The organism is Maritimibacter alkaliphilus HTCC2654 (assembly GCF_000152805.1).
Lineage (GTDB): Bacteria > Pseudomonadota > Alphaproteobacteria > Rhodobacterales > Rhodobacteraceae > Maritimibacter > Maritimibacter alkaliphilus.
This window is the reverse complement of record NZ_CH902578.1, coordinates 3,444,918-3,468,068: the sequence shown is the minus strand read 5'-3', so window position 1 is coordinate 3,468,068 and position 23,151 is coordinate 3,444,918. Positions and strand designations below refer to the sequence as shown.

The following is a 23,151-nucleotide window of genomic DNA, read 5'->3' as shown; positions in this document are numbered from 1 at the left end:
ATGACACCGCTAACATTTTCGACCATCCGACCCAGGGACGCTGCCATGAAATTCTTTGCCGATACCGCCGACGTCGATGCCATCCGGGAACTCAACGATCTCGGCCTGCTCGACGGGGTGACCACCAACCCCTCGCTCATCAAGAAGTCGGGGCGCGACATCCTCGAGGTGACGAAAGAAATCTGCGAGATCGTGGATGGCCCCGTCTCTGCCGAGGTGACCGCGACCGATGCGAACCAGATGATCGCCGAGGGCCGCAAGCTTGTCGAGATCGCGGGCAACATCGCGGTCAAGGTGCCGCTCACGCTCGACGGGCTCAAAGCCTGCAAGGCGCTGACCGACGACGGCCACATGGTGAACGTCACGCTGTGCTTCTCGGCCAACCAGGCGCTTCTGGCTGCCAAGGCGGGCGCGACCTTCATCTCGCCCTTCATCGGGCGGCTGGACGACATCAACATGGACGGCATGGAACTGATCTCCGAAATCCGCACGATCTATGACAACTACGGCTACGAGACGCAAATCCTCGCCGCCTCGATCCGCACCGTCAACCACGTGAAGGACGCCGCGTTGATCGGTGCCGACGTGATGACCGCACCGCCGGGCGTCATCAAGGCGATGGCGAACCATCCGCTGACCGACAAGGGGCTCGACGCCTTCCTCGCCGACATCAAGGCGGCGGGCATCAAGATCCTCTGAACCGGGTCGAATGTCACAAAACTGATGAAACGGGGCCTCATGGTCCCGTTTTTCGTAAAAAAGTTGCAGAAATCCGATTCGCGACCTGCTAGACTCACTGTCAAGAAACGAAAAAACGGCAGTTAGGACAGGCGAATGACGAGCAACGCTCCCATTACCGAAGACGTGCGCGAGCAGCTTCTGACCCAGCCAGAGGTCATCCTCGAAGATCACGACATGATGCGCGCCCTGATCGCGGCGAACGAACGTGCCATGGGCGCGAATATCGTCGATCTGCGCGGGATCGCGATGGAACGGCTGGAAAGCCGCCTCGACCGCCTTGAGGACACGCACCGCTCGGTGATCGCGGCGGCCTATGAAAACCTCGCGGGGATGAACATCATCCACCGGGCGACCCTGCGCATTCTCGAACAGGACGACTTCGAAACGCTCCTGCACGAGCTTGGCACGGATATCGCGGATGTTCTGCGCGTCGATTGCCTGCGGCTGGTTCTTGAAACCGAAATGACCGAAGCGGACCCTGCGCTGAAGAAGGTGGGCGACGTGCTCGTCACCGCCCCGCGCGGCTTCTCGGACGACTACATCGGACGCCCGCGGGAACACGGCGGACCCTCGGTCACGCTGCGCCAGGTGCAGGAGCAGGACAAAAAGCTGTTCGGCGACTCCGGCTACTGGATTCGGTCCGAGGCGCTGATCCGGCTCGACCTCGGCGAAGGCCGTCTGCCCGGTATGCTCGTCATGGGCGCCGAAGACCCGCACCAGTTCAAGCCGGGTCAGGGCACCGACCTTCTGACCTATTTCGGCGGCGTGTTCGAACGCACGATGCGCCGCTGGCTGGCGTGAGCCGAGGTTCGTATTGGCCAAGCACCGCGCGGAACCTGCCGGTTTCACGCGTGAAAAGATCGCAAGACTGAATGCCTGACGGGATCGTCATATCCGATGGCGCGCGCGATGCGCTGTCCGGTTGGCTCGACCATCTGCGCGCGCTCGACGGGGCGGCGGCCAATACGATCGAAGCCTATCGCAAGGATGTCGTCAGCTTCCTTGCGTTTCTGTCGGCCCACCACGGCACCTCGCACGGGCGCACTGCGCTCGCCAGCGTCACGATCTCCGACATGCGCGCATGGATGGCATCGGAACGCGCCGGCGGCCTGTCGGCCCGGTCGCTCGCCCGCGCCCTGTCGGCGGTCAAGGGCTTTTACCGCTGGCTGTCGGACCGTGACGGGTTCGATGCCTCGACCGTCCTGTCGACCCGCGCGCCCAAGTTCACCGCCAAACTGCCCCGCCCCGTGTCGCAGGAGGCCGCGGAAGAGGTCATCTCGACCACGGCCATTCAGGCCCGCGACGGCTGGATCGGGGCCCGCGACGCCGCCGTCGTCACGCTGCTCTACGGGTGCGGATTGCGGATCTCCGAGGCATTGGGCCTGACGGGACGCGCCCACCCCCTGCCCGACGTTCTGCGCATCGTCGGCAAGGGCGGGAAAGAGCGGCTGGTCCCGGTCCTGCCCGCCGCGCGCGATGCGGTCGCGAGCTACGTCCGCCTCTGCCCCTACCCGGTGACCGACGACACGCCCCTGTTCTATGGCGCGCGCGGCAAGGCGCTGGGTCCGCGCACTGTGCAGAAGGCGATGGAAAGCGCACGGCTGCAACTGGGCCTGCCCGCGACCGCCACGCCGCACGCGATGCGCCACAGCTTCGCGACCCATCTTCTGAACGCGGGCGGCGACCTCAGGGCGATACAGGAGCTGCTCGGCCATGCCTCGCTGTCCACCACGCAGGCCTATACGGCGGTCGACACCCAACGGCTGATGGAGGTCTATGATCGCGCCCATCCGCGCGCGTTAGGGAAATCTTGAAGGCTTGGCGCCATGCTGGTCGGCAGATTCGCTTGACCAGAAAGGACGAGCCATGTTTGCAGCAGCAGCCGGGGCCGCTGTGCCCCTCATGTTGGCCGGCAAGGCCCTGAACGCCATCACCACCATCGCCGCCGAGGGCAAGGCGGGCAATTTCACCGATGCGATGGAAAAAACGGCACGCGGGGCGGCGCCTGACGCGGGCGGTCCGGTCACCAGCGCCTCCGGACCGGGCGCATCGGTGCAGGGCCGCGCAGGGACCGCCGAGCTTCAGCCGCTGAACGGCGCACCGCTGCCCCCGCCCCCTGCGGTCAGCCAACAGCCGATACCTCCGACCGTCGATGGCATCCATCAGCTTTATGCGACCATGCGCGAACTGCGCTGACCCAGTCGGGGCTTGTCCTGCCTTCGTTGATCGTCCATCAAGTCGGGCATGACCCGCGAGTTAAAGGCGATTGCCGTCCACCTCTTCACCGCAATCGGCGCCATCTGCGCGATGCTGGCCATGCTTGCCGCCGTCGAAGAGGAATGGGGCCTGATGTATGTCTGGCTTGTCGTCGCCTTCATCGTCGACGGCATCGATGGCCCGCTGGCGCGGCGCTATGACGTGAAGCGATACGCCAAGCAGATCGACGGGGTTCTGATGGACCTCATCATCGACTATCTGACCTATGTGTTCATCCCGGCCTACGCGCTGTTCAAGTCCGGCATCCTGCCCGGCTGGACGGGATGGATCGCGATCATCCTCATCACATACGCCTCGGCGCTCTACTTCGCCGACAGCCGGATGAAGACCAAGGACAACTCCTTCGCGGGCTTTCCGGGCTGCTGGAACATGGTGGTCGTGGTGCTGTTCGCGACCGAGCCGAATTTCTGGATCACGCTGGTTCTGGTCGTGGCGCTCGCCTTCGCGATGTTCACGCCGCTCAAGTTCATCCACCCGGCCCGCACCGTGCGCTGGCGCAAGCTGTCGCTTCCCATCGCGATCGCGTGGACGGGCTTTGCAGGCTGGGCGGCATGGTTCGATTTCGCCCCCGGCCTGTGGGCGCATTGGGGCATCGTTATCACCAGCGTCTACCTGCTGTTCGCCGGTATCGCGCAGCAGATCATCCCGCAGCGCGGCGCCGCGCGAACCGCCTAGATCAGCAGCCCCGCGGCACCCTCATGCCGCAAAAGCGCGACCTTGGTTTCGACCCCGCCTTCCCCGGAAAAACCGCCGAGCGAATTGGCGCCAAGAACCCTGTGGCACGGGATGATGACCGGGATCGGATTGCCGCCGCAGGCCTGCCCCACCGCCTGCGCGGGCACGCCGAGGTCGCGGGCGATGTCGCCATAGGTGCGGGTTTCCCCGAACGGGATAGCGGACATCGCGGCGCAAACCTGCCGTTGGAAGTCCGAGCCTGAAACGAAAAGCGGCAGGTCGAACGCCTGCCGCTTTCCATCGAAGTATTCGCCTAACTGCGCCCGCGCCTCGGCCAGAACCGGGGTTTCTTCCCCCAGATCCGCCGAGCGCCAGGACACCCGCGTGATCGCCCCGTCGCCCTCGCTCACATAAAGCGGGCCGACCGGGCTCTCGACGCGGATGGTCACCCCAGCGCCTCGTCGCAGCGCCCGCAGACGCCGTCGTGCGAATGGGTGCCCACGTCCGGCAGGATCTTCCAGCAGCGCTGGCATTTCTCGCCATCCGCCGTCTCGAACACCACAGCCACGCCCGGCGCATCCGGCAGGCGGAAGGCTTCGGCGGGCGCGGGGTCGGTCGTCACCGACACGTCCGAGGTGATGCAAATGTCGGCGAAATGCACGGTGCCCAGCGCCTTGGCGACCTCGCCGTCCTCGACATGCACCACCGGAGCGGCCTCGAGCGACGCCCCGATGACCTTGTCGCGGCGTTGCACCTCGAGCGCGGCGGTCACGACGCGCCGCACCTTGCGGATACCGGCCCACTTGGCCGCCAGCGCCTCGTCCTTCCACGCCGCCGGCGTCTCCGGGATATCGACGAGGTGGACCGAGCTTTCGTCACCGGGGAACCGCTCCAGCCAGACCTCTTCCATCGTAAACACCAGGATCGGCGCGAGCCACGTGGTCAGACGATGGAACAGCATGTCGAGCACGGTGCGCGCGGCGCGGCGGCGCGTGCTATCGTCCGCGTCGCAGTAGAGCGCATCCTTGCGAATGTCGAAATACACCGACGACAGGTCCACGGTCGCGAAGTTGAAAACCTGCTGGAATAGCCCCTGGAAATCGTAGTCGGCAAAGCCCTGACGTACGATTTCGTCAAGTTCCGCGATCCGGTGCAACACCCAGCGTTCCAACTCAGGCATGTCCGCCACATCGACCTTTTCCTCGTCCGAGAAGCCCGCGAGGTTGCCGAGGATGAAGCGCATCGTGTTGCGCAGACGGCGATAGCTGTCGGCGGTCCCTTTCAGGATTTCTTGCCCGATCCGCAGGTCGGCGGTGTAATCCGACTGCGCAACCCACAGGCGCAGGATGTCCGCGCCATACTGTTTGGTCACATCCTCGGGCGCGATGGTGTTGCCCAGCGACTTGGACATCTTCATGCCCTTCTCGTCGAGCGTGAAGCCATGCGTCAGCACCCCACGATAAGGCGCGCGGCCCTTGGTCCCGCAGGCCTGAAGCAGCGACGAGTGGAACCAGCCACGGTGCTGGTCCGTGCCTTCGAGATACAGATCCGCGATCCCGTCCTCGGTCCCGTCCGGGCGGTCGCGCAGCACGAAGGCATGAGTCGAGCCAGAGTCGAACCACACGTCGAGCACGTCGAACACCTGTTCGTAGTCGTCCGGGTTCACGACATTGCCGAGCACGCGGTCCTTGAACCCGTCCTCATACCAGACATCCGCGCCCTTGGCCTCGAACTCGGCCACGACCCGCGCGTTCACGGTCTCGTCCCGCAGCAGGAAGTCGGGATCGGTCGGCAGCGCGCCCTTCTTGGTGAAACAGGTGAGCGGCACACCCCAGGCGCGCTGGCGCGACAACACCCAGTCGGGGCGGCTTTCGATCATCGAATACAGCCGGTTGCGCCCGGTCTGCGGCGTCCACTTCACCAGCTCGTCGATCGAGGTCAACGCGCGCGAACGGATCGTGTCGCCATACTGCCCCATCCCGTCGTCAAGCTTGGCATCGACGGCGGCGAACCACTGCGAAGTGTTGCGATAGATCACCGGAGCCTTGGAGCGCCAGCTATGCGGATAGCTGTGCTTGATCTTGCCACGTGCCAAGAGCCCGCCGACCTCGACCAGCTTGTCGATGACGGTTTTGTTGGCATCGCCCTCCCCGCCCTTGCGGTTCAGGATGTATTTGCCGCCGAAGAACGGCAGATCGGCGCGGAAGCCGCCGTCGTCCATCACGTTGTAGGTGATAACCTGATCGAGCATCCCGAGATCGCGGTAAAGCTCGTATTCCTCCATCCCGTGCGACGGCGCACAATGGACGAACCCGGTACCTTCCTCGTCCGTCACGAAATCGGCGGCCCGGAAATCGCGCGGCTGGTCCCATTCGCCGTTCGACCCTTCGGCCCCGGCAAGCGGGTGGGCCAGCGTCATGGCGGCCAGTTGATGCGCCGTCACGTCGGAGACGCGTTTCCACTGACCTTCCTCCAGGCGAGCGCGTGCAAAGGTCTGCGCGGCCAGCTTGTCGGCAAGGATGAAGCGTTCGCCCACCCTTGCCCAACATTCGTCGGGCGTGTCGGTGACTTCGTAGAGGCCATATTGATAGTCGGCCCCGAACACGACCGCCTTGTTCGACGGGATGGTCCAAGGCGTCGTCGTCCAGATCACAACGTTCGCGCCGAGGAATTTCTCGCGCGTCTCGGCGATCGTCTGCGCCACGGCCTCGCGCATTTCCGAGGTCTCTTCCTCGGACATGCGATCCTCGTCCTTCACATTGAAGTCGGTGACCTTGAATTTCACCCAGATCGTGAAGCTTTCCTTGTCGTGATACTCGACCTCGGCCTCGGCCAACGCGGTCTTCTCCACCGGGCTCCACATCACGGGCTTCGACCCCTGATAGAGCGTGCCGTTCATGAGAAACTTCATGAACTCTTCCGCGATCACGGCCTCGGCGTGGTAATCCATCGTCAGGTACGGATCGGCCCAGTTGCCGGTCACGCCGAGACGCTTGAACTCCTCACGCTGGATGTCGATCCAGCCCTCGGCGAAGCGGCGGCATTCCTGACGGAAGTCGATGACCGGCACTTCGTCCTTGTTCTTGCCCTTCTTGCGATACTGCTCTTCGATCTTCCATTCGATCGGCAGGCCGTGACAGTCCCAGCCCGGCACGTAACGCGCGTCATGGCCCAGCATCTGCTGGCTGCGCACGATCATGTCCTTGAGGATCTTGTTCAGCGCGTGACCGATATGCAGGTGACCGTTCGCATAGGGCGGGCCATCGTGCAGCGTGAAGGGCGGGCGCCCCTCTTTCTCGCGCAGGCGGTCGTAAACGCCGATCTTTTCCCAGCGGTCCAGCCAGCCGGGTTCACGGTTCGGCAGGCCCGCGCGCATCGGGAAATCCGTCTCGGGCAGGTTCAGGGTATCTTTGTAGTCAGGCGTGTCGGCGCACATCGGGTGTGTCCTTCGAATTCTGGTCGCGGTGTGTGTAGGGGAAGGGCGGCGCGGGGTCCATACGCCTTGTCCCGGCGTCTCAGGTGAGAGCCGGGCCGCTAATTCGAATGATGATCGCCGTATGCATCATGGGCGGGGGTATAGCGCCCCTTGGCGACGGTCCGCAACTGTCAGCTTTTCGAGCCGAACAGCCCCGTCAGCGCCCGTTGCACCAACCGCGTGACCGAGGGCTTCTTCTCGCGCGAAAACGGCAGGGGCCTGCACACCTCCATCGCGGCCACGCCCACACGCGCGGTCAGCGCGCCGTTCACGACGCCCTCGCCGAAGCGGCGGGAGATGCGCGAGAGCGCCGTGCCGCCCGCGACCGATTGGATCAGGTCATCGCCCACCGCGACGGCCCCTGTGGCAACCAAATGTGTCATCACCGCGCGGGTCAGCCGCCAAGCGCCAAGCGCACCCGCGCGGCCGCCGTAAATCTCCGCGATCCGGCGGATCATCCGGATGTTCGAGGTGAGCGCCGTCACCACATCCGCCAGAGCGAGCGGGACGATGGCCGTCACCGTGGCGACTTGCCGCGCCGCCGCCTCGACCTCGCGTTTGGCCAATTCGTCCAATGGCCCAAGCAACTCGGCCTCGGCCAGATGGATCAGCCCATCCGCGTCGAAGACGTCGCCCTCACGTTCGGCCAGACGATCCAGCCCCCAGCGCAGATCCTCGCGCCCACGGAAGAGACGGCGCAGCCGCTCGATGACGCCCTTCGCCTCGGCCAGATTGGCATGGGTCAGTGCCGCATCCGCCGCCGCGTGGATGTCGTCGACGCGCCGCAGTCGGGCGAAGGCCGCCAGTTCCCTCAGTGCGATGATAAGCAGGACCACGACGAAGGCGACCGTCAGCACGGTAGCGATCAGGCCCAGCACCGGGTTGCGTTCCAGCAGCGTTGTCACGAATTCCCAAGCCGCGACGGATGCGGCGAACCCCACAAGCGACAGGGCCAACGACCAGAACCAGCGCGACAGCCGCGAAGGTCTACGCGTGGCGATCCGGGCCGCCATTTCCATCGCGCGGGGCTGCGGCAGGTCCGGCTCCGGGTCGGGCACGGGCGGCGCGGTGGCGGGCGTTTCCTTGGCGGGCGCGTCGTCGTCGAGGTCGATCAGAACCGGGCCTTTGCTCATGCCGCACCCTCCCACTCGAATCGGATTTCCGTGAGCCGCTCGTCGTTCGACGCGCCCACCGAGACGGGGCGGAACCCGGCGGCCGCGTAGAAGCGGCGCGCGGGATGGTTGGCGGCATGGGCCCATAGGCCCAGACGGGGCGAACGTGCCTGCGCATGGGCGATCAGCGCCTGTCCGATCCCCTGCCCCCGTGCCTCGGGCAGCAGGTAAAGCGCGTGAATCTCGCCCTCGCCCGCGGCGATGAACCCGACGACGCGCGCGCCACGGCGGGCGACATGGACCCAGCCCCGGCGCACCATCCGGCGAATGAGCCGCGCCTCTTCGGTCCGGGTGCGCACACGGGGCAGCCACGCGGCCTCGCCCCCGAAATCCCACAGGATGCGCGCAAGCACGGTCGTCTCCCATGGCCGGGCGCGGGTGACGCGCACCGCCCTCACAGCCGATCCCCCAGCAGGAATTCGGCGGCGCGGTCGAGCCGGATGTGCGGCGGACCCTCGCCCGGTTTCAGCGTGATCTCGGCGGGCGCGAACCGCATGATCCCGTAATCGTCGTCGAGCCACGCCTCGGCCCCGTCGCGCGCGGGCTTGAGCAGCCGTGCCGGGTCTTCGGGCAGATCGCCGGGATAGAACGCCGCGCGTTTTCCGGTGTCCAGAAGCGTGCCGCGCACGCAGTCGAGCTTGCGGCCCTGATGGTCCAGCGTCTCTTCGGTCGTGGTCCGCAGCGCCGCGATGGACATGGCCGCCGTGGTCGCGCCTGCGAAATCGGCCCGATCCTTGGCCTCGCGCATCAGCGCCGACATCACGGCCGTCAAGCGCGGGTGCTGGGTATGGTGCAGATGGTCGGCCTTGGTCGCCGCGAACAGGATCTTCTCGACCCGCCGCCCAGTGAGGAGCGAGGTGAGCCACGCGTTGCGACCAGGCCGGAAGGCCGACAGAATTTCCGCCATCGCCCGTCGCAGGTCTTCCAGCGCGGCTGGCCCCGCATGGATCGCGCCCAGCACGTCGACCAGCACGATCTGACGGTCGATGCGGGAAAAATGATCGCGGAAGAAGGGCTTCACCACCTTGGATTTATAGGCCTCGAACCGACGCTCGAACTCGCGGTGGAGCGACCCTCGCGGCGCGCGCGTGGGCGTCGGGAGCGGCGCGAACGTCAGCGCGGGCGACCCGGCCATCTCGCCGGGCAGCAGGAACCGCCCCGGCGTGCAGTCTGAAAACCCGGCCTCGCGCGCGTCACGCAGGTAGGCTGCGAAATCCGACGACAAGGTCTTGGCCGTCGTCTCGTCATACTCGCCCGCCGGATCGGCGGCGTGGGCAGCGGCAAGAAAATCGCCCCCCATCTTGCGCGGCTCGGCCCGTTTCAGCGCGTCCTCGGACCACGTGGCATAGTCCATGTCGAGAAGCCCCAGATCGAGCAGCCATTCGCCGGGGTAATCCACGATGTCCAGATGCACGGTGCGTGGCGATCGCAGCCCGGACAGAAGCCCGCCGGGTTTCACGCGGAAGGACAAGCGCAACTCGCTCACCGCGCGGGTCGATTGCGGCCAGTGCGGGTCCGGCCCGGTCATCGCCGACAGGTGGCTTTCATAGTCGAAGCGCGGCACGTCGTCATGCGGCTGCGGCTGGAGAAAGGCGGTCAGGACGCGCCCCTCGGCGGCCGGCAGAAAGCCCGGCATCCTCTCGCGGTTCATCAAGTTCGCGACGAGCGAGGTGATGAACACGGTTTTGCCCGCACGGGACAACCCGGTGACGCCCAGCCGGATCACGGGTTCGAACAGCGCCTCGTTCACGCCGTTTCCCACCGCCTCGACCTGCCGGACGATGCCATCCGCGATATCGTTGAAAATCAACGCCGAACCCCTTTCGTTTCCAAGAACATAGGGGCTGGACAGCGGGCTCGCCAGTGGCATCGGACAACCCGCCCGCCCGAAGCGCCGCACGCGCCGCTTACCGAGTGCAAAGCTTGCGCGGCCCGCCACCATAGGGCTGATAGGTGCAGTCCGAGGCGCGGAAAGAGCGATAGGCGCGGTCGCACGAGGCGACGTTGCACGATCCGGCCTGCGCGGTCGCCGCGCCGCCCTGATTCAACAGGCCCCGCACCGCGCGTTCCAGCGCCTGCCCGTCGATCTCGCCCGTCCGCGTGATCCCGGCGATGACGTCGCGCAGCGCATCGGCATCCGCCGCCGGGGCCACGTCTTGCGGCTGGCCCTCGCGCGCGACGACTTCGGGGGCCGGGTCTTGGGCCACCGTCCCCGTCTGCGCGTCGCCCCCGGCACCCTCGAGGAACGCGGCCCAGATCTGTGCCGGAAGGCTGCCGCCCGTCACGCCCTCCATCGGGCTGTTGTCGTCATTGCCGACCCAGACGCCGACCACATGACCGTTGCCCCAGCCCACGAACCACGCATCGCGGAAATTCTGGCTGGTGCCGGTCTTGCCCACCGCCCCCGGCACACCCGCGACGGCCTTGCCCGTCCCGTCCGTCACGGTCGCGCGCAACATGCCCGCGATCTGCTCGCGCACCGGATCCAGCTTTTCGCTCATCGCGCTCGGCGCCGGGTCTTGCCAGTCGAACGGAAAATACTCGCCCGTCTGCCCGGCGGTGATGCCCTCGACGAAATGCGACTTGAACGGCATACGCCCGGTGGCGATCCCGGCATAGGCTTCGGTGAGGTCGAGCAAGGTGACTTCGGACGCCCCAAGCGCGAGCGACGGCGTGGCGGAGACCTCGGCGTCCAGACCCAGCGCCCGCGCCGTCGCGGCGACGTTGTCCAGCCCCACGGCCTGACCAAGGTTCACGGCCGCCGCGTTGAAGGAATTCGCGAAAGCGGTCGTGAGCGTGACGCGGCCATGAAAGCGGCCATCGAAATTGTCGGGCGTGTAGCCATCGATCTCGACGGGCGCATCTTCGATCACGTCGTCGGGCGACATGCCCTCAGCCAGCGCCGTCATGTAAACGAAGGTCTTGAAGGTCGATCCCGGCTGACGCTGCGCCTGCGTCGCCCGGTTGAACTGGCTGTCGGCATAGTCGCGCCCGCCGACCATCGCGACCACGCGCCCCTCCGGGTCCAGCGCGACGAGCGCGGCCTGATGCGGCGTGCCGGCAAGCACCTTGTTCACCGCGGCCTCGGCCTGCGCCTGCATGTCCGGGTCCAATGTCGTGCGCACGCTGCCCGGCTGATCGAACCGGTCGGCCAGCGTTTCGGTCTGGGCGGCCACGACATCGGCGAACCACCCGCCGTAGCTGCCTTTCGCTTGCGTCGGTTGCATGACCGTCAATTCCGCAACCGCCGCATTCGCCTCGGTCGCGTCGATCTTGCCGTCCGCGCGCATGTTGCGGATGGTCTGGACCGCGCGGGATTTGAGCGCCTCGGGATCGGAATAAAGGTTCACGGCGGAGGGCAGCTGGATCGTCGCGGCGAGGGCCGCGCTTTCGGCGAGGGTCAGCTCGGAGACGGGCTTGCCGAAATAGACCTTCGACGCGGCCCCCATCCCGCGCGCACCGCTGCCAAGGTACACCGCGTTCATGTAGCGTTCGAGGATGTCTTCCTTGGAATAGCGGCGTTCCAGCGACAGCGTGAGCAGCGCCTCGTGAAATTTGCGCCGCCACGTCCGCTCGGGTTCGAGATAGCTGATCTTGATAAGCTGTTGCGAGATCGTGCTGCCCCCTTCGACGATTTCACCGGCCGAGGCATTGGCCATGACCGCCCGACCGACCGACCGGGGGTCGATGCCACCGTGGGAGAAGAACCGGCGATCCTCGATCGCGACCACAGCTTCGGCGAGATGCGCGGGCATCTCGTCCAGCGTGACATAGGCCGACGGAATCTCGCCGCGCAGCATGAGCGGGCCGCCTTTGGAATCCTCGAATTGAAGGACGGTCTCGGTGTTCACCTCGTAGCGGTCGAGATCGGACAGGGTGAAGACGTAAGCGCCTCCGACCAGCAGCGCGCAAAGCGCAAGCGTCCCCGCCCCGATTGCGATGCGTTTCCTGCGCGACGGGCGACGCCCCGGCCGTTCGCGCCTTTCGTCGCCGTCGTCGGTCGCGGGGCCGGGTCCGCCGCGAAAGACGCGCCCCGTTCGCCGGCCAAGTTCACGGGCCCAGTTCGCAGCGGTGTTATGGTGATCGGACATGCGCTCTCCCTCGTTCAAGGGAAGAACGCAGGCTCAGTCCGGCGGTTCCGGCACCTGCGTCAGTCTTCGAGCCCGAGACGATCCTTGAGGTCGGTCAGGATGCGGCGGTCGTCCTTGGACCACTCGGCCATGCGGCTCTTGAACAGCGTCGCCTGCGAACGGTGGACTGGGCCGCCGGACAGCACCTTGAGATGGTTCGCGCGCAAGGTTTCCCCGGTCGAGGTGATGTCGGCAATCGCCTCGGCGGTCTCGTTCTTCACCGTGCCCTCGGTCGCGCCCTGACTGTCGACCAACTGGTAGTCGGCCACCCCGTTGTCGCGCAGATAGTCGCGGATGAGGCGGTGATACTTGGTCGCGATGCGCAGGCGGAAACCGTGACGACGCCGGAACGCCGCCGCCACCGCGTCGAGATCGTCAAGCGTGGTCACATCGACCCAAGCCTTCGGCACGGCGATGATAAGGTCGGCGTGCCCGAACCCCATCGGCGCAAGCTCGCCCACCTTTTCTTCCCACAGCCCCAGCTTTTCGCGCACGAGGTCCGACCCGGTGACGCCAAGGTGGATACGGCCCGCCGCCAGTTCGCGCGGGATTTCCCCGGCGGAGAGCAGGACCAGCTCGATCCCGTCGATCCCCGTGACCGCGCCCGCATATTCCCGCTCCGACCCGGTGCGCGCCAGCGTCACGCCGCGATCCGCGAACCAGTCGAAGGTCTTTTCCATGAGCCGGCCCTTGGAGGGCACGCCAAGCTTGATGGTCATGCCGCACCTCCCGCCGCCAAGAGCAGTTCGGGGCGGATCACGCCGCCGACCGCCGGAATCTCGGACCCGCGCCCCAGCACCCGCGTCAGCGCATCGTAACGCCCGCCCGTGGCGACAGGCGGCAGGTCCGGGCGGCTGGCGGCGTAGAAACCGAAAACGAAGCCGTCGTAATATTCCAGCGTGGTGCGCCCGAACGACCCCTCGAAGTCGAGGTTTTCGACATCGACACCGCGTGCCTCCAGCGCCTTGCACCGCGCGCTGAACCGTTCGACCGCGCCCATGATCGACGGCATGTCCACCGCGAGATCGCGCAGGTTCTCGCACACATTCGTCATCGTCTCGCGCATCGACAGCAGGTCGTTGAGCAGCGCGACCTCGGACTCGGGGATCGGCGGGGTCGTCATATCCTCCCGCAAGGCCGCGATGCGTTCCTCGATCTCGTCGCGCGACCGCAGGCCGATGACCGGCGCGTCCATCCCCTCGAACGGATCGCCCGCGGCCAGCGCCTTGCGCCCCTCGGGGTTCTGCGCGCGCCCCGAAAACCGGTCGAGAAGGGCGCGGAACCGGCGCGGTCGCCACAGGTGCCTGAGCAGCGCGTTGCGCCGCCGCTCGGTGGTGGTCAGACCGCGCACCGCAGCCAGCAGGATACCCAGATCGCCGGTCGCCGCCCGCAGACCCTGCGGCGCGAGGATGTCGGAAAACACGCTGAACACCTCGGCGTCGGACGCCGCCGGATTGGCCCGGTCGAACACCTCGTAGCCGACCTGCATGTATTCCGGCGCGCGGTGCGGATCGTCCTCCTGCTTGCGGAACACTTCGCCGGCATAGGTATAGCGCGCAGGCTCGGCCCCTTCGGCCATGTGCATCTGAACCACGGGCACGGTGAAGTCGGGGCGCAGCATCGCCTCGCCCATCATCGGGTCCGAGGTGACATAGGCGCGCGCGCGAATATCCTCGCCATACAGGTCGAGCAGCGTCTCGGCCGGTTGCAGGATCGGCGTTTCCACGACCTGCGCGCCCTGCCCTTCGAACAGGGCCAGAAGCCGCGCGGCCTCGGCCCGGACCTGCGCCTTTGCGAGGGTGTCAGGCATTCTGGCTGTCCAGCATTTTTCGAACTTCCGCCACCAGATCAGCCCGCGAAACTTCGATCTGGGACGGGCGTTCCTTCCACTCTTCCAACGTCGCGTTCTCGGCGATCTTCGCGCCGAGGATCAGATCCTTGAGCTGAACCACGCCCCGCTCCTTCTCGTCCCCGCCTTCGATGATGGCGATGGGGGAGTTGCGCTTGTCGGCGTATTTCATCTGGTTGCCGAAATTCTTGGGGTTGCCCAGATAGACCTCGGCCCGGATGCCTGCGTTGCGCAGGTCCGCCACCATCGTCTGATAGTCGGCCATGCGGTCGCGATCCATGACGGTCACCACGACGGGGCCTTGCGCGGTGCCACCCACCCGGCCCTTTTCGCGGAGTGCCGCCAGTAGACGGTCGACCCCGATGGAGACGCCAACGGCGGGCACCGTCTGCCCGGTGAACCGCGCCACGAGGTCGTCGTAGCGACCCCCGCCCGCGACCGATCCGAACTGACGCGGGCGGCCCTTGTCGTCGAGAATCTCGAACGTCAGCTCCGCCTCGAACACGGGGCCGGTGTAGTAGCCAAGACCGCGCACGACGGAAGGGTCGATAACAATGCGGTCGGGGCCATAGCCTTGGGCTTTCAATAGGGCAATAATTTCTTCGAGCTCATTGACGCCTTCCAAGCCAATTGCCGAAAAACTCAAAACCTCACGAAGGCGAGCAAGCGTAGCTTCATTCGTAGAGCCGCGTGCGGTCAAGAACGCCACGAAACCTTCGGCCATTGAATTGGAAAGGCCGACACCCTCAATAAATGCGCCAGATTGGTCTTTCCGTCCATGCGTCAGGAGATTTCTCACACCCTCGACGCCGACTTTGTCAAACTTGTCGAGTGTACGCATGATAGCATCAAGAGCAGGATCATTCTGCAATCCCTGCATCTCAAAGTCCCGGTATTCTCGGAGTTCCGAGGGAGACATACCTGCAATGTCATTCCGTTCCGCGCCGGAGGTGACAGAAGTCAGAACCCCGTTCAGCACCTTGCGGTTGTTGATCCGCACCACGTAATCACCGCGCGGAATGCCGACCTCTTCCAGCGCATCCGACAACATCGCGCAGATTTCCGCATCCGCCGCCATGCTGGCCGTGCCGACCGTATCCGCATCACATTGATAGAACTGCCGATACCGCCCCGGCCCCGGCTTCTCGTTGCGCCAGACCGGCCCCATCGCATAGCGGCGATAGGGGGTCGGCAGGTCGTTGCGGTGCTGGGCATAGACTCGGGCCAACGGCGCGGTCAGGTCGTAACGCAGCGCCATCCACGTCTCGTCCTCGTCCTGCCAGGCAAAAACGCCCTCGTTCGGTCGGTCCACATCGGGCAGGAACTTGCCCAGCGCCTCGACCGTCTCGACGCCCGAGGACTCCAGCGCATCGAAGCCATAGCGATGATACACGCCCGCAATCGCGTCCAGCATTTGCCGACGCTCTTCCACGTCCGCGCCGAAGTAATCGCGAAAGCCCTTCGGCGTTTCCGCCTTGGGCCGGGGCTGTTTCTTTTGCTTGGCCATGATGGCTCCCGTCCAACGTTCGCGGGCGGAATATCCCGGTTCCGGCCACGGGGCAAGCGGCGCTCAGCCCCCGCTCAGGTCCACGTAACAGATGTAGTCGGTATAGACCCAGCCGACGGGGCCGGAATAATCCCAGCTTTGCATCGACCGCTGCACGATCACCTGCCGCCACTTGCCCTGCGGATAGGGATCGGTGGTGACGAGGAACGTCTCGGGCCCCAGCTTCATCAGCCGCTGCGAATTGATGTTCGGCGCGGCCTTCAACGCGACCCAGTTGTCGCCTGCCGGGTCGAGGTGACAGGTCACGTAAAGCTCGCCGTCATAGGCCTGCGCCGTGCTGGCGATCAGCAGGGCGGCCAAGGTTGCGAAGATCCGTTTCATTCTTACCTCCCATTTCACGAAGGTAAGTGTCGCGCTTGGCGGGCACCCCCGCTATGACACCGATCAAAAGGAGACGGACATGACCGACCGCATTACCGATCTCGAAGAACAGGTGGCCTACCTCACCCGCACCGTGGACGAGCTGTCCGAGGTGATCGCGCGGCAGGACAAGCTGCTCGACACGCTCACCCGCCGTCTGCACATGCTGATGGAACGCGCGGCGGAGCAGGAGCTTGAGGCGGGCGGAAGCGTCCCGCTGGCCGACCAGAAACCGCCGCACTGGTAGGGCGGGCTCGACCCAGCGCCGTCCATCGTCGCCGCGAAACGCAAAGACGCGAAAATCCGACTGTCACACACAGGTATCCTGCCCTAGGCTCGCGCCAGTCTCAGGGAGGATACCATGATTACGTTCTTCAACGGCATCGGCGCCTGTTCCATCGGCATCCATGTCCTGCTCGAAGAGGCGGGGGCTGACTTCGAAAACCGGATCATCGACCTTGCCAACCGCGAACAGTTCTCGCCCGACTACCGCGCGGCGAACCCCAAGGGCAAAGTCCCCGCGATCCTGCGCGAAGACGGCTCGCTCGTGACCGAGTTTCCGGCCATCGCGCTCTGGATCGGCCACACCTACCCCGAGGCCCGGATGCTGCCCGCCGATTTCGAGGGCCAGCTTCGCGTGATCGAGATCATGGATTACATGGTGTCGTCGATCCACATGCGTGGCTTCACCTTCATTTTCGCGCCGATGAAGTTCCACCCGGACGACCCGTCCGCGCAGGAGGCGCTTCGGGCGCATGGCCGCGATCAGGTGAAGATCGGCCTCGACAACCTGTCCGAGACGCTGGGCGACAAGGACTGGCTTCTGGGCGATTTCACCGTGGCCGAGGGAGCGCTTTTCTACATGACCCGCTGGTGTCACCAACACGGGATCGAGATGCCGGACAACATCCGCGACCACCACCAGCGCATGATCGCCCGCCCGGCGGTCCAGCGCGCACTTCGCGCCGACGGGCTCGCCACGCCCGAGAAAAGCGGGCTCGCGGCCTGACGCGGCTTCACCTGCGGGCGCGGGGCGTCTAGGTTTTCTGTGGTTCAGACAGGAGATTTCATGTCCCGATACACACTCGCCCCCGCCGCCGCCGCTCTCTGCCTCGCCGCGTCCATCGCGCTGGCACAGGACACCTCGGACGGGGTCGAGGCCACGGATATGCCCGCGCCGGACGCCTCGCCCAGCATCGGCTGCACGCTTACCGCCGACGCGATCCTGGCGGGCGACGCGCCCGATATCCTCGGAACCTACCAGACCTTCATGGGCGTAGGCGTGGCCACGATGTCGGGCCGCACCGTGCCCCTCCCCGATCAGGGCACGGCGGAACCGACAACCCTGTCGATGGCGAACGACGCACTCTTCATCAGCGGCGGCCCGGTGTTCGAGGGCGAGGTCGAACTGCGGGCCTGGCGCGACGGCCTCAACTTCGATCTCCCCGAGGGCAGCCCGCTCGACCCCGAGGATGTGGCCCAGAACGACCAGATCTCAGCCGAAGCCGGGTGCGACATCGGCACCCTGCCCCAGCTTCAGGGCGGCGGCAGCTACACGGGGCCCGAGGGCGAGGTGGACTTCGACCTCTACTTCGTCGTCCTGTCCGAACGTCTGATCTACGGCATCACCGTCGGCACCCTGAACGGGGGCGAAGGCGTCGCGCGCCGCATCGTGGAACTGCGCCGTTAACCCAGACGCCGTTCCCGGTCCCGCCGGGTCTGGCCATAGATCAACATGGTGAAAATCGCCGTGCCGCCGATCACATTGCCCGCGAGCACCGGCAGGAAAAAGTCGAACACGCCGTCCGTAAGGCTCAGGTCGCCCACCACCATCAACAGCGCCATTTCGACCGATCCGGCGACGATATGCGTAAAATCGCCTGCCGCGATGAGCCAAGTGAAGATCACGATGATCGCGACCGCTGCATCCTTGACCTGCGGCAGCATCCAGACGATCGCGGCGATCAGGACACCGGCGGGAATGCCGCGCGCAAAGGCCTCGCCCGGCTCGAAACCGACCGCATGCAGCGACAGTTCGAACATGGCGGCCATAAGGTCGTCGCCCAGCGCGCCGCCATAGGCATAAAACAGCGCCACGACGAAGGCGCCGATCACGTTGGCGATCAGGACGATCGCCCAAAGCACTGCCGTGCGCCCCAGAACACCCCAGCCGGGCTTGTCGAGCAAGGGCAGCACTGTGGTCATCGTGTTCTCGGTGAACAACTGCATCCGCCCCACGATCACCATCAGGAAACCCAGCGAATAGCCCAGGTTCTCGATCAGGTAACGCGCCGGCGTATCGGGCAGGTGCGCGCGGAAGATCGCTTCGCCAAGGACCGAAAGACTGATGACGATCCCGGCCGAGATGCCCGACCACATGAGCGACAGTTTGTTGCGCCGTAGCTCTTCCTCGCCATCCAGCCGGATCACCTCGTAAATGGTGGTCGGCGACAGCTTGGACGCCTCCTTGATCTCTTCCTGCTGCTCTTCTTCCTCGAGTGCGGGATCGGGCGCGGGGCTGTCGCGGTCGGGGGAATGGTCGTGCATGTAACGGTCCTCGTGTCCGACTGATAACGGCACAAAGGCCGGAAAGGTTCAGTCACAGCCGAACACGACGGCCCCCAAAGTGGGCGAGCCTGCCTCTTCTCTGTTTCAAAAAACCTCGGGGGGGCTCTCATTTGCCTGCAAATGCGAGCGGGGGCAGCGCCCCCTGATCGCCTGAGCCGCCCTTGGCGGATCAGGCTCCCAAAGCGCGGGCTTCAGCCCGCTCCTTTCGGAAACGTCAGACTTCCTCGACGTCGACGACGCCGGACAACGACTTCAGCGCACCCTTGATCTGGGGGTTCAGCGGGAATTCGGCACCGATGTCCATTTCCACCTCGCCGGGCAGGGTCGGGTCCATCAGGCAGAAACTGACCGCACCAGGCCGCGCGCCCTTGGCCTGTTCGCGCGCCGACTCGAGCAGCCCCGCGACCGTGGCGACCACGCCGGGGCTGTCGACATAGACTCTCAGCGCCATGCCGCCCGCGTCCTGCACCACCGTATCCACCGGGGCGGCCGACCGGGCGAGCAGTTTCAACTGTTCGCTTTCATAGGTCGCCTCGACCGTCACCACGACGTTCATGCCGGTTTCCAGAAACTGCCGGTTCTGCTCCAGCGTTTCCGAGAACACCGTGATCTCGCAGGCCCCGGTCGGGTCGGTCATGGCGACGAAGGCAAAGCGATTGCCCTTGGCCGACTTGCGCTCCTGCTTGGCCGACACCGCGCCCGCGATCTTGGCGACGCAGGGCGCGCGCTCGACCTTCTTGGTCAGTTCTTCCAGCGTCACCACGCCCTTGCGCTTGAGCGCGGCCATGTAGTCGTCCAGCGGATGCCCGGACAGATAGAACCCGATCGCCTTGTGCTCTTCGGCCAGCCGTTCGTTGGGCAGCCAGTCCGGCGCATTCGATAGGCGCGGCTCCGGCAGGTCGTCCCCCGCTTCGCCGAACAGGCTGACCTGCGCGCTGTCGCGCTGTTCGTGGATCGCCGCCGAATAGCTCACCAGCGCGTCGAGGCTTTCGAACACCCGCCGCCGGTTCGCGTCCAACTCGTCGAAGGCCCCGGCCCGCGCCAGCATTTCCATCGGGCGCTTTCCGACGCGCTTCAGGTCCACCCGCCGCGCCACGTCGTAAAGGTTCACGAAGGGCTTTTCGCGGCCCTCGACCTTGCGTGCCTCGACGATCAGCTTCATCGCCTCGACACCCACGTTCTTCAGCGCGCCGATACCATAGACAACCCGGCCTTCCGACACGCAGAACATCGCCTCGGACCTGTTCACGCAAGGCGGCACGATCTCGATATCCAGCCCCCGGCGGACTTCTTCGGCATAGACGCCCAGCTTGTCGGTCAGGTGAATATCGCAGTTCATGACGCCCGCCATGAACTCGACCGGGTGGTTCGCCTTGAGCCATGCAGTCTGGTAGCTGACAACGGCATAGGCCGCCGCGTGGGACTTGTTGAAGCCGTAGTTGGCGAACTTTTCGAGAAGGTCGAAGACCTCGCTCGCCTTCTTCTTGTCCACGCCCTTTTCCGCTGCGCCCTTTTCGAATTTCGGGCGCTCGGCGTCCATCGCCTCCTTGATCTTCTTACCCATCGCGCGACGCAGCAGGTCGGCGCCGCCGAGGCTGTAGCCCGCCATCTCCTGCGCGATCTGCATCACCTGTTCCTGATAGACGATGATGCCCTGCGTCTCTTCGAGGATATGGTCGATCAGCGGATGCACCGACTCGATCTCGCGCTGCCCGTTCTTGACCTCGCAATAGGTCGGGATGTTCTCCATCGGGCCGGGACGGTAGAGCGCCACGAGCGCCACGATGTCTTCGATGCAGGTCGGTTTCATGCGCCTGAGCGCGTCCATCATGCCCGTGGATTCCACCTGGAACACGGCGACCGTCTTGGCGCTGGCATAAAGCCGATAGGTCTTTTCGTCATCCAGAGGGATCAGGTTGATCTGGTTCTCCCCGCCCTCGGCAGGGGTGTAGATCTCGGCCCCGTCGGGCCCGATATGCAGGTCGCGCCCCTGCCCGTGGATCAGGTCGATGGCGTTCTGAATGACCGTGAGCGTCTTGAGGCCCAGAAAGTCGAACTTCACCAGCCCCGCCTGCTCGACCCATTTCATGTTGAATTGCGTCGCGGGCATGTCCGAGCGCGGATCCTGATAGAGCGGCACCAGCGCATCGAGCGGCCGGTCCCCGATCACAACCCCCGCCGCGTGGGTCGAGGCATTCCGCAAAAGCCCCTCCACCTGTTCGGCGTAGCGCAGCAGCCGTTCCACGACCTCCTCCGCTCGCGCCTCTTCGCGCAGCCGCGGCTCGTCCTTCAGGGCTTGCGTGATCGACACGGGCTTCACGCCCTCGACCGGGATCAGCTTGGACAGCCGGTCCACCTGCCCATAGGGCATTTGCAGCACCCGGCCCACATCGCGCACGGCGGCCTTGGACAGAAGCGCACCGAAGGTGATGATCTGGCCCACCTTGTCGCGCCCGTATTTCTCCTGCACGTAGCGGATCGTCTCCTCCCGCCGGTCCATGCAGAAGTCGATGTCGAAGTCGGGCATCGACACACGTTCCGGGTTCAGGAAGCGTTCGAACAGCAGCGAATAGCGCAGCGGATCGAGGTCGGTGATGGTCAGCGCGTAAGCCACGAGCGAGCCTGCACCCGACCCCCGCCCCGGCCCGATGGGAATGCCGTTGTCCTTGGACCACTTGATGAAGTCGGCAACGATCAGGAAGTAGCCGGGAAACCCCATGCCTTCGATGATGCCCAGCTCGAACTCGAGCCGCGCCTCGTATTCCTCGACCGGGGCGGCATGCGGGATCACCGCGAGCCGCGCCTCCAGCCCCTCTTTCGCCTGACGGCGCAATTCGTCCACCTCGTCGTCGGCGAACTTGGGCAGGATCGGGTCGCGGCGGTAAGCCATGAAGGCGCAGCGGCGCGCGATTTCGACGGTGTTCTCGATCGCTTCCGGCAGGTCGGCGAACAGCGTCGCCATTTCCTGCGGCGATTTGAAATAATGCTGCGGCGTCAGGTGGCGGCGCGGCTCCTGCTGGTCGACATAGGCCCCTTCGGCGATACAGATCAGCGCGTCATGCGCCTCGTATAGCTGGGTCTTGGGGAAATAGACGTCGTTCGTTGCGACCAGCGGAATGCCCATGGCATATGCCATTTCCACGAACCCGCGCTCGGTCTTCTGCTCTGGTTCGGTCAGCTGCCCGCCTTCGCCGGGATGGCGTTGCAATTCGACATACAGCCGATCCGCGAACACGCGGTGGAACCACGTCATCAGCTCCTGCGCCTTTGCGCGGTTGCCCTGCTGAAGCCAGTGACCCACAGGCCCCTCGGCCCCGCCGGTCAGACAGATAAGACCCGCCGAATATTGCTCCAACTCCGCCAGAGTGACCTCCGGCAGCGCCCCGTGCTTGTCGAGGTATAGGCAGGAATTCAGCTTCATCAGGTTCTCGTAGCCGCCCTCGTTCTGGGCCAGCAGAACCACGGGCGCGCCCGGTCTGGGCTGCTCGCCCGGCTCCGGCGTATCGAAGGCGACCGTTACCTGACACCCGATGATCGGCTGCACGCCCGCCCCGCTCGCCGTCACGGAAAACTCCAGCGCGCAGAACATGTTGTTCGTGTCGGTCACGGCGACGGCGGGCATGTCCATGCTCTCGCACAGACCGGCGAGTTTCTTGACCGGAACCGCGCCTTCGAGAAGCGAATATTCCGTGTGGACGCGAAGGTGAATGAATCGGGGAGTGGCAGCCATACGCCCAGACTAGGCCCCCGGTCGGCGGGAGCAAGCCGGGATCGTGTGCGGGTCGCAAATGTGATGGACGGTCTCGCGTGCAGACCCTCAAGATCGCGCAAAACGAGACATGAGGCAGACATGATTCCCGGACCCAATCAGGAAGTCCGCACGACCCGGTATCTGAAATCCAGACCCCAAGGGGTCTATCGCGCGCTGACCGACGGTCGGCTGCTCGTCGAGTGGTTCAAACCGTTCGGCGAGGATCTTGCCGGTGCAATCGTCGAGCCGCATCGCGGGGGGCGCTTCGACCTCACGCTGGCGCGCGCCGGTGCGAAGCTCGAGACCATTTCAGCCTGTGTGATCGACGCGCAGGCCCCCACCCGGCTGGTCATTACCACCGCGCTCGGGGCCGAGTATCGCCCGACCGGGGCCGCCAATCCGGCGACGCTGGTCATCGACCTGCACGAGATCGCCTCGGGCACGCGGCTTGAAGCGGCGTTGATGCAGGCCGAAGGGTCCGAACCCAGCGCCCTTGCCAGTTGGGACGACGGCATCGCCAAGCTCGACGGCCTGTCCGCCGACATATCCGAAAACAGTTAGCCTGCGGGGTAACTTTTCCCTTGCT

Annotated in this window: 21 protein-coding genes; 9 read left to right on the top strand and 12 right to left on the bottom strand. The window is 65.4% G+C overall.

The features are described 5' to 3' along the window. The first annotated feature begins 45 nt into the window (after nucleotides 1–45). From fsa to RB2654_RS18010, 5 genes are all read left to right on the top strand, one after another. Entirely contained in the window at nucleotides 46–699 is a 654-nt protein-coding gene (fsa, locus tag RB2654_RS18030) for a fructose-6-phosphate aldolase (RefSeq protein ID WP_008334499.1), read from the top strand. A 135-nt stretch (nucleotides 700–834) separates the two neighbouring features. Then, nucleotides 835–1,542 carry a DUF484 family protein gene (locus RB2654_RS18025; protein ID WP_008334498.1) on the top strand — a complete coding sequence of 236 codons (708 nt, stop codon included), beginning with the start codon at nucleotides 835–837 and terminating at the stop codon, nucleotides 1,540–1,542. 71 nt (nucleotides 1,543–1,613) lie between these two features. After that, entirely contained in the window at nucleotides 1,614–2,555 is a 942-nt protein-coding gene (locus RB2654_RS18020; RefSeq protein ID WP_008334497.1) for a tyrosine recombinase XerC, read from the top strand. Between the two features lie 52 nt (nucleotides 2,556–2,607). Beyond that, the gene (locus RB2654_RS18015) at nucleotides 2,608–2,937 is read left to right on the top strand and encodes a hypothetical protein (protein WP_040885225.1); all 330 of its coding nucleotides are present in this window, start codon (nucleotides 2,608–2,610) and stop codon (nucleotides 2,935–2,937) included. A gap of 48 nt (nucleotides 2,938–2,985) precedes the next feature. After that, nucleotides 2,986–3,693 carry a CDP-alcohol phosphatidyltransferase family protein gene (locus RB2654_RS18010; RefSeq protein ID WP_008334495.1) on the top strand — a complete coding sequence of 236 codons (708 nt, stop codon included), beginning with the start codon at nucleotides 2,986–2,988 and terminating at the stop codon, nucleotides 3,691–3,693. Here the strand turns inward: RB2654_RS18010 and RB2654_RS18005 are convergent. From RB2654_RS18005 to RB2654_RS17960, 10 genes are all read right to left on the bottom strand, one after another. Next, nucleotides 3,690–4,142: a methylated-DNA--[protein]-cysteine S-methyltransferase gene (locus RB2654_RS18005; RefSeq protein ID WP_008334493.1), complete on the bottom strand. Its 453-nt coding sequence runs from the start codon at nucleotides 4,140–4,142 to the stop codon at nucleotides 3,690–3,692. The genes RB2654_RS18010 and RB2654_RS18005 overlap by 4 nt on opposite strands. Further along, nucleotides 4,139–7,129 (bottom strand): isoleucine--tRNA ligase, encoded by a 2,991-nt coding sequence (gene ileS, locus RB2654_RS18000; RefSeq protein ID WP_008334491.1) that lies wholly within the window; start codon nucleotides 7,127–7,129, stop codon nucleotides 4,139–4,141. Before ileS ends, RB2654_RS18005 begins: the two co-directional genes overlap by 4 nt. A 170-nt stretch (nucleotides 7,130–7,299) precedes the next feature. Further along, nucleotides 7,300–8,301, bottom strand: a complete 1,002-nt coding sequence (locus tag RB2654_RS17995) for a YcjF family protein (protein ID WP_008334489.1) — start codon at nucleotides 8,299–8,301, stop codon at nucleotides 7,300–7,302. Then, nucleotides 8,298–8,693: a GNAT family N-acetyltransferase gene (locus RB2654_RS17990; protein ID WP_148912560.1), complete on the bottom strand. Its 396-nt coding sequence runs from the start codon at nucleotides 8,691–8,693 to the stop codon at nucleotides 8,298–8,300. Before RB2654_RS17990 ends, RB2654_RS17995 begins: the two co-directional genes overlap by 4 nt. A gap of 41 nt (nucleotides 8,694–8,734) precedes the next feature. Next, nucleotides 8,735–10,150, bottom strand: coding sequence for a YcjX family GTP-binding protein (locus RB2654_RS17985; RefSeq protein WP_040885222.1), 1,416 nt, complete (start codon nucleotides 10,148–10,150; stop codon nucleotides 8,735–8,737). A gap of 97 nt (nucleotides 10,151–10,247) precedes the next feature. Further along, on the bottom strand, nucleotides 10,248–12,431 hold the full coding sequence (locus RB2654_RS17980) for a PBP1A family penicillin-binding protein (protein WP_008334486.1): 2,184 nt from the start codon (nucleotides 12,429–12,431) through the stop codon (nucleotides 10,248–10,250). A gap of 59 nt (nucleotides 12,432–12,490) precedes the next feature. Then, entirely contained in the window at nucleotides 12,491–13,189 is a 699-nt protein-coding gene (gene hisG / locus RB2654_RS17975; RefSeq protein ID WP_008334485.1) for an ATP phosphoribosyltransferase, read from the bottom strand. Next, nucleotides 13,186–14,280 carry an ATP phosphoribosyltransferase regulatory subunit gene (locus RB2654_RS17970; RefSeq protein WP_008334484.1) on the bottom strand — a complete coding sequence of 365 codons (1,095 nt, stop codon included), beginning with the start codon at nucleotides 14,278–14,280 and terminating at the stop codon, nucleotides 13,186–13,188. Before RB2654_RS17970 ends, hisG begins: the two co-directional genes overlap by 4 nt. Further along, a complete protein-coding gene (gene hisS / locus RB2654_RS17965; protein ID WP_008334483.1) occupies nucleotides 14,273–15,826 on the bottom strand; it encodes a histidine--tRNA ligase in 1,554 nt (517 codons plus the stop codon). Before hisS ends, RB2654_RS17970 begins: the two co-directional genes overlap by 8 nt. 63 nt (nucleotides 15,827–15,889) lie before the next feature. Further along, on the bottom strand, nucleotides 15,890–16,207 hold the full coding sequence (locus RB2654_RS17960) for a hypothetical protein (protein WP_008334479.1): 318 nt from the start codon (nucleotides 16,205–16,207) through the stop codon (nucleotides 15,890–15,892). 79 nt (nucleotides 16,208–16,286) lie between these two features. Between RB2654_RS17960 and RB2654_RS17955 the strand changes: the two genes are divergently transcribed. The 3 genes from RB2654_RS17955 (at nucleotide 16,287) to RB2654_RS17945 (ending at nucleotide 17,936) form a co-directional block, all read left to right on the top strand. Next, a complete protein-coding gene (locus tag RB2654_RS17955; protein WP_008334477.1) occupies nucleotides 16,287–16,493 on the top strand; it encodes a SlyX family protein in 207 nt (68 codons plus the stop codon). 114 nt (nucleotides 16,494–16,607) lie between these two features. After that, entirely contained in the window at nucleotides 16,608–17,255 is a 648-nt protein-coding gene (locus RB2654_RS17950; protein WP_008334476.1) for a glutathione S-transferase family protein, read from the top strand. Nucleotides 17,256–17,315: 60 nt separating this feature from the next. Beyond that, nucleotides 17,316–17,936 (top strand): hypothetical protein, encoded by a 621-nt coding sequence (locus tag RB2654_RS17945; protein WP_008334475.1) that lies wholly within the window; start codon nucleotides 17,316–17,318, stop codon nucleotides 17,934–17,936. Here the strand turns inward: RB2654_RS17945 and RB2654_RS17940 are convergent. Together RB2654_RS17940 and dnaE are read right to left on the bottom strand one after the other, a co-directional pair. Continuing rightward, complete coding sequence (locus RB2654_RS17940; protein WP_008334474.1) at nucleotides 17,933–18,793, bottom strand: formate/nitrite transporter family protein; 861 nt, start codon at nucleotides 18,791–18,793, stop codon at nucleotides 17,933–17,935. The genes RB2654_RS17945 and RB2654_RS17940 overlap by 4 nt on opposite strands. Before the next feature lie 235 nt (nucleotides 18,794–19,028). Beyond that, entirely contained in the window at nucleotides 19,029–22,544 is a 3,516-nt protein-coding gene (dnaE, locus tag RB2654_RS17935; RefSeq protein WP_008334473.1) for a DNA polymerase III subunit alpha, read from the bottom strand. A gap of 120 nt (nucleotides 22,545–22,664) precedes the next feature. Here dnaE and RB2654_RS17930 point away from each other — a divergent pair, with 120 nt between their 5' ends. Further along, a complete protein-coding gene (locus RB2654_RS17930; RefSeq protein WP_008334472.1) occupies nucleotides 22,665–23,126 on the top strand; it encodes an SRPBCC domain-containing protein in 462 nt (153 codons plus the stop codon). Nucleotides 23,127–23,151: the final 25 nt, after the last annotated feature.

Bases quoted from the DNA above. Each gene is read 5' to 3' on its own strand.
- RB2654_RS17960 (WP_008334479.1), bottom strand. From the start codon at position 16,207: ATGAAACGGATCTTCGCAACCTTGGCCGCCCTGCTGATCGCCAGCACG.
- RB2654_RS17970 (WP_008334484.1), bottom strand. From the start codon at position 14,280: ATGCCTGACACCCTCGCAAAGGCGCAGGTCCGGGCCGAGGCCGCGCGG.
- hisS (WP_008334483.1), bottom strand. From the start codon at position 15,826: ATGGCCAAGCAAAAGAAACAGCCCCGGCCCAAGGCGGAAACGCCGAAG.
- RB2654_RS18010 (WP_008334495.1), top strand. From the start codon at position 2,986: ATGACCCGCGAGTTAAAGGCGATTGCCGTCCACCTCTTCACCGCAATC.
- RB2654_RS17945 (WP_008334475.1), top strand. From the start codon at position 17,316: ATGTCCCGATACACACTCGCCCCCGCCGCCGCCGCTCTCTGCCTCGCC.
- RB2654_RS17930 (WP_008334472.1), top strand. From the start codon at position 22,665: ATGATTCCCGGACCCAATCAGGAAGTCCGCACGACCCGGTATCTGAAA.
- dnaE (WP_008334473.1), bottom strand. From the start codon at position 22,544: ATGGCTGCCACTCCCCGATTCATTCACCTTCGCGTCCACACGGAATAT.
- RB2654_RS17940 (WP_008334474.1), bottom strand. From the start codon at position 18,793: ATGCACGACCATTCCCCCGACCGCGACAGCCCCGCGCCCGATCCCGCA.
- RB2654_RS17995 (WP_008334489.1), bottom strand. From the start codon at position 8,301: ATGAGCAAAGGCCCGGTTCTGATCGACCTCGACGACGACGCGCCCGCC.
- RB2654_RS18015 (WP_040885225.1), top strand. From the start codon at position 2,608: ATGTTTGCAGCAGCAGCCGGGGCCGCTGTGCCCCTCATGTTGGCCGGC.
- RB2654_RS17950 (WP_008334476.1), top strand. From the start codon at position 16,608: ATGATTACGTTCTTCAACGGCATCGGCGCCTGTTCCATCGGCATCCAT.
- hisG (WP_008334485.1), bottom strand. From the start codon at position 13,189: ATGACCATCAAGCTTGGCGTGCCCTCCAAGGGCCGGCTCATGGAAAAG.
- fsa (WP_008334499.1), top strand. From the start codon at position 46: ATGAAATTCTTTGCCGATACCGCCGACGTCGATGCCATCCGGGAACTC.
- ileS (WP_008334491.1), bottom strand. From the start codon at position 7,129: ATGTGCGCCGACACGCCTGACTACAAAGATACCCTGAACCTGCCCGAG.
- RB2654_RS18020 (WP_008334497.1), top strand. From the start codon at position 1,614: ATGCCTGACGGGATCGTCATATCCGATGGCGCGCGCGATGCGCTGTCC.
- RB2654_RS17955 (WP_008334477.1), top strand. From the start codon at position 16,287: ATGACCGACCGCATTACCGATCTCGAAGAACAGGTGGCCTACCTCACC.
- RB2654_RS18025 (WP_008334498.1), top strand. From the start codon at position 835: ATGACGAGCAACGCTCCCATTACCGAAGACGTGCGCGAGCAGCTTCTG.
- RB2654_RS17980 (WP_008334486.1), bottom strand. From the start codon at position 12,431: ATGTCCGATCACCATAACACCGCTGCGAACTGGGCCCGTGAACTTGGC.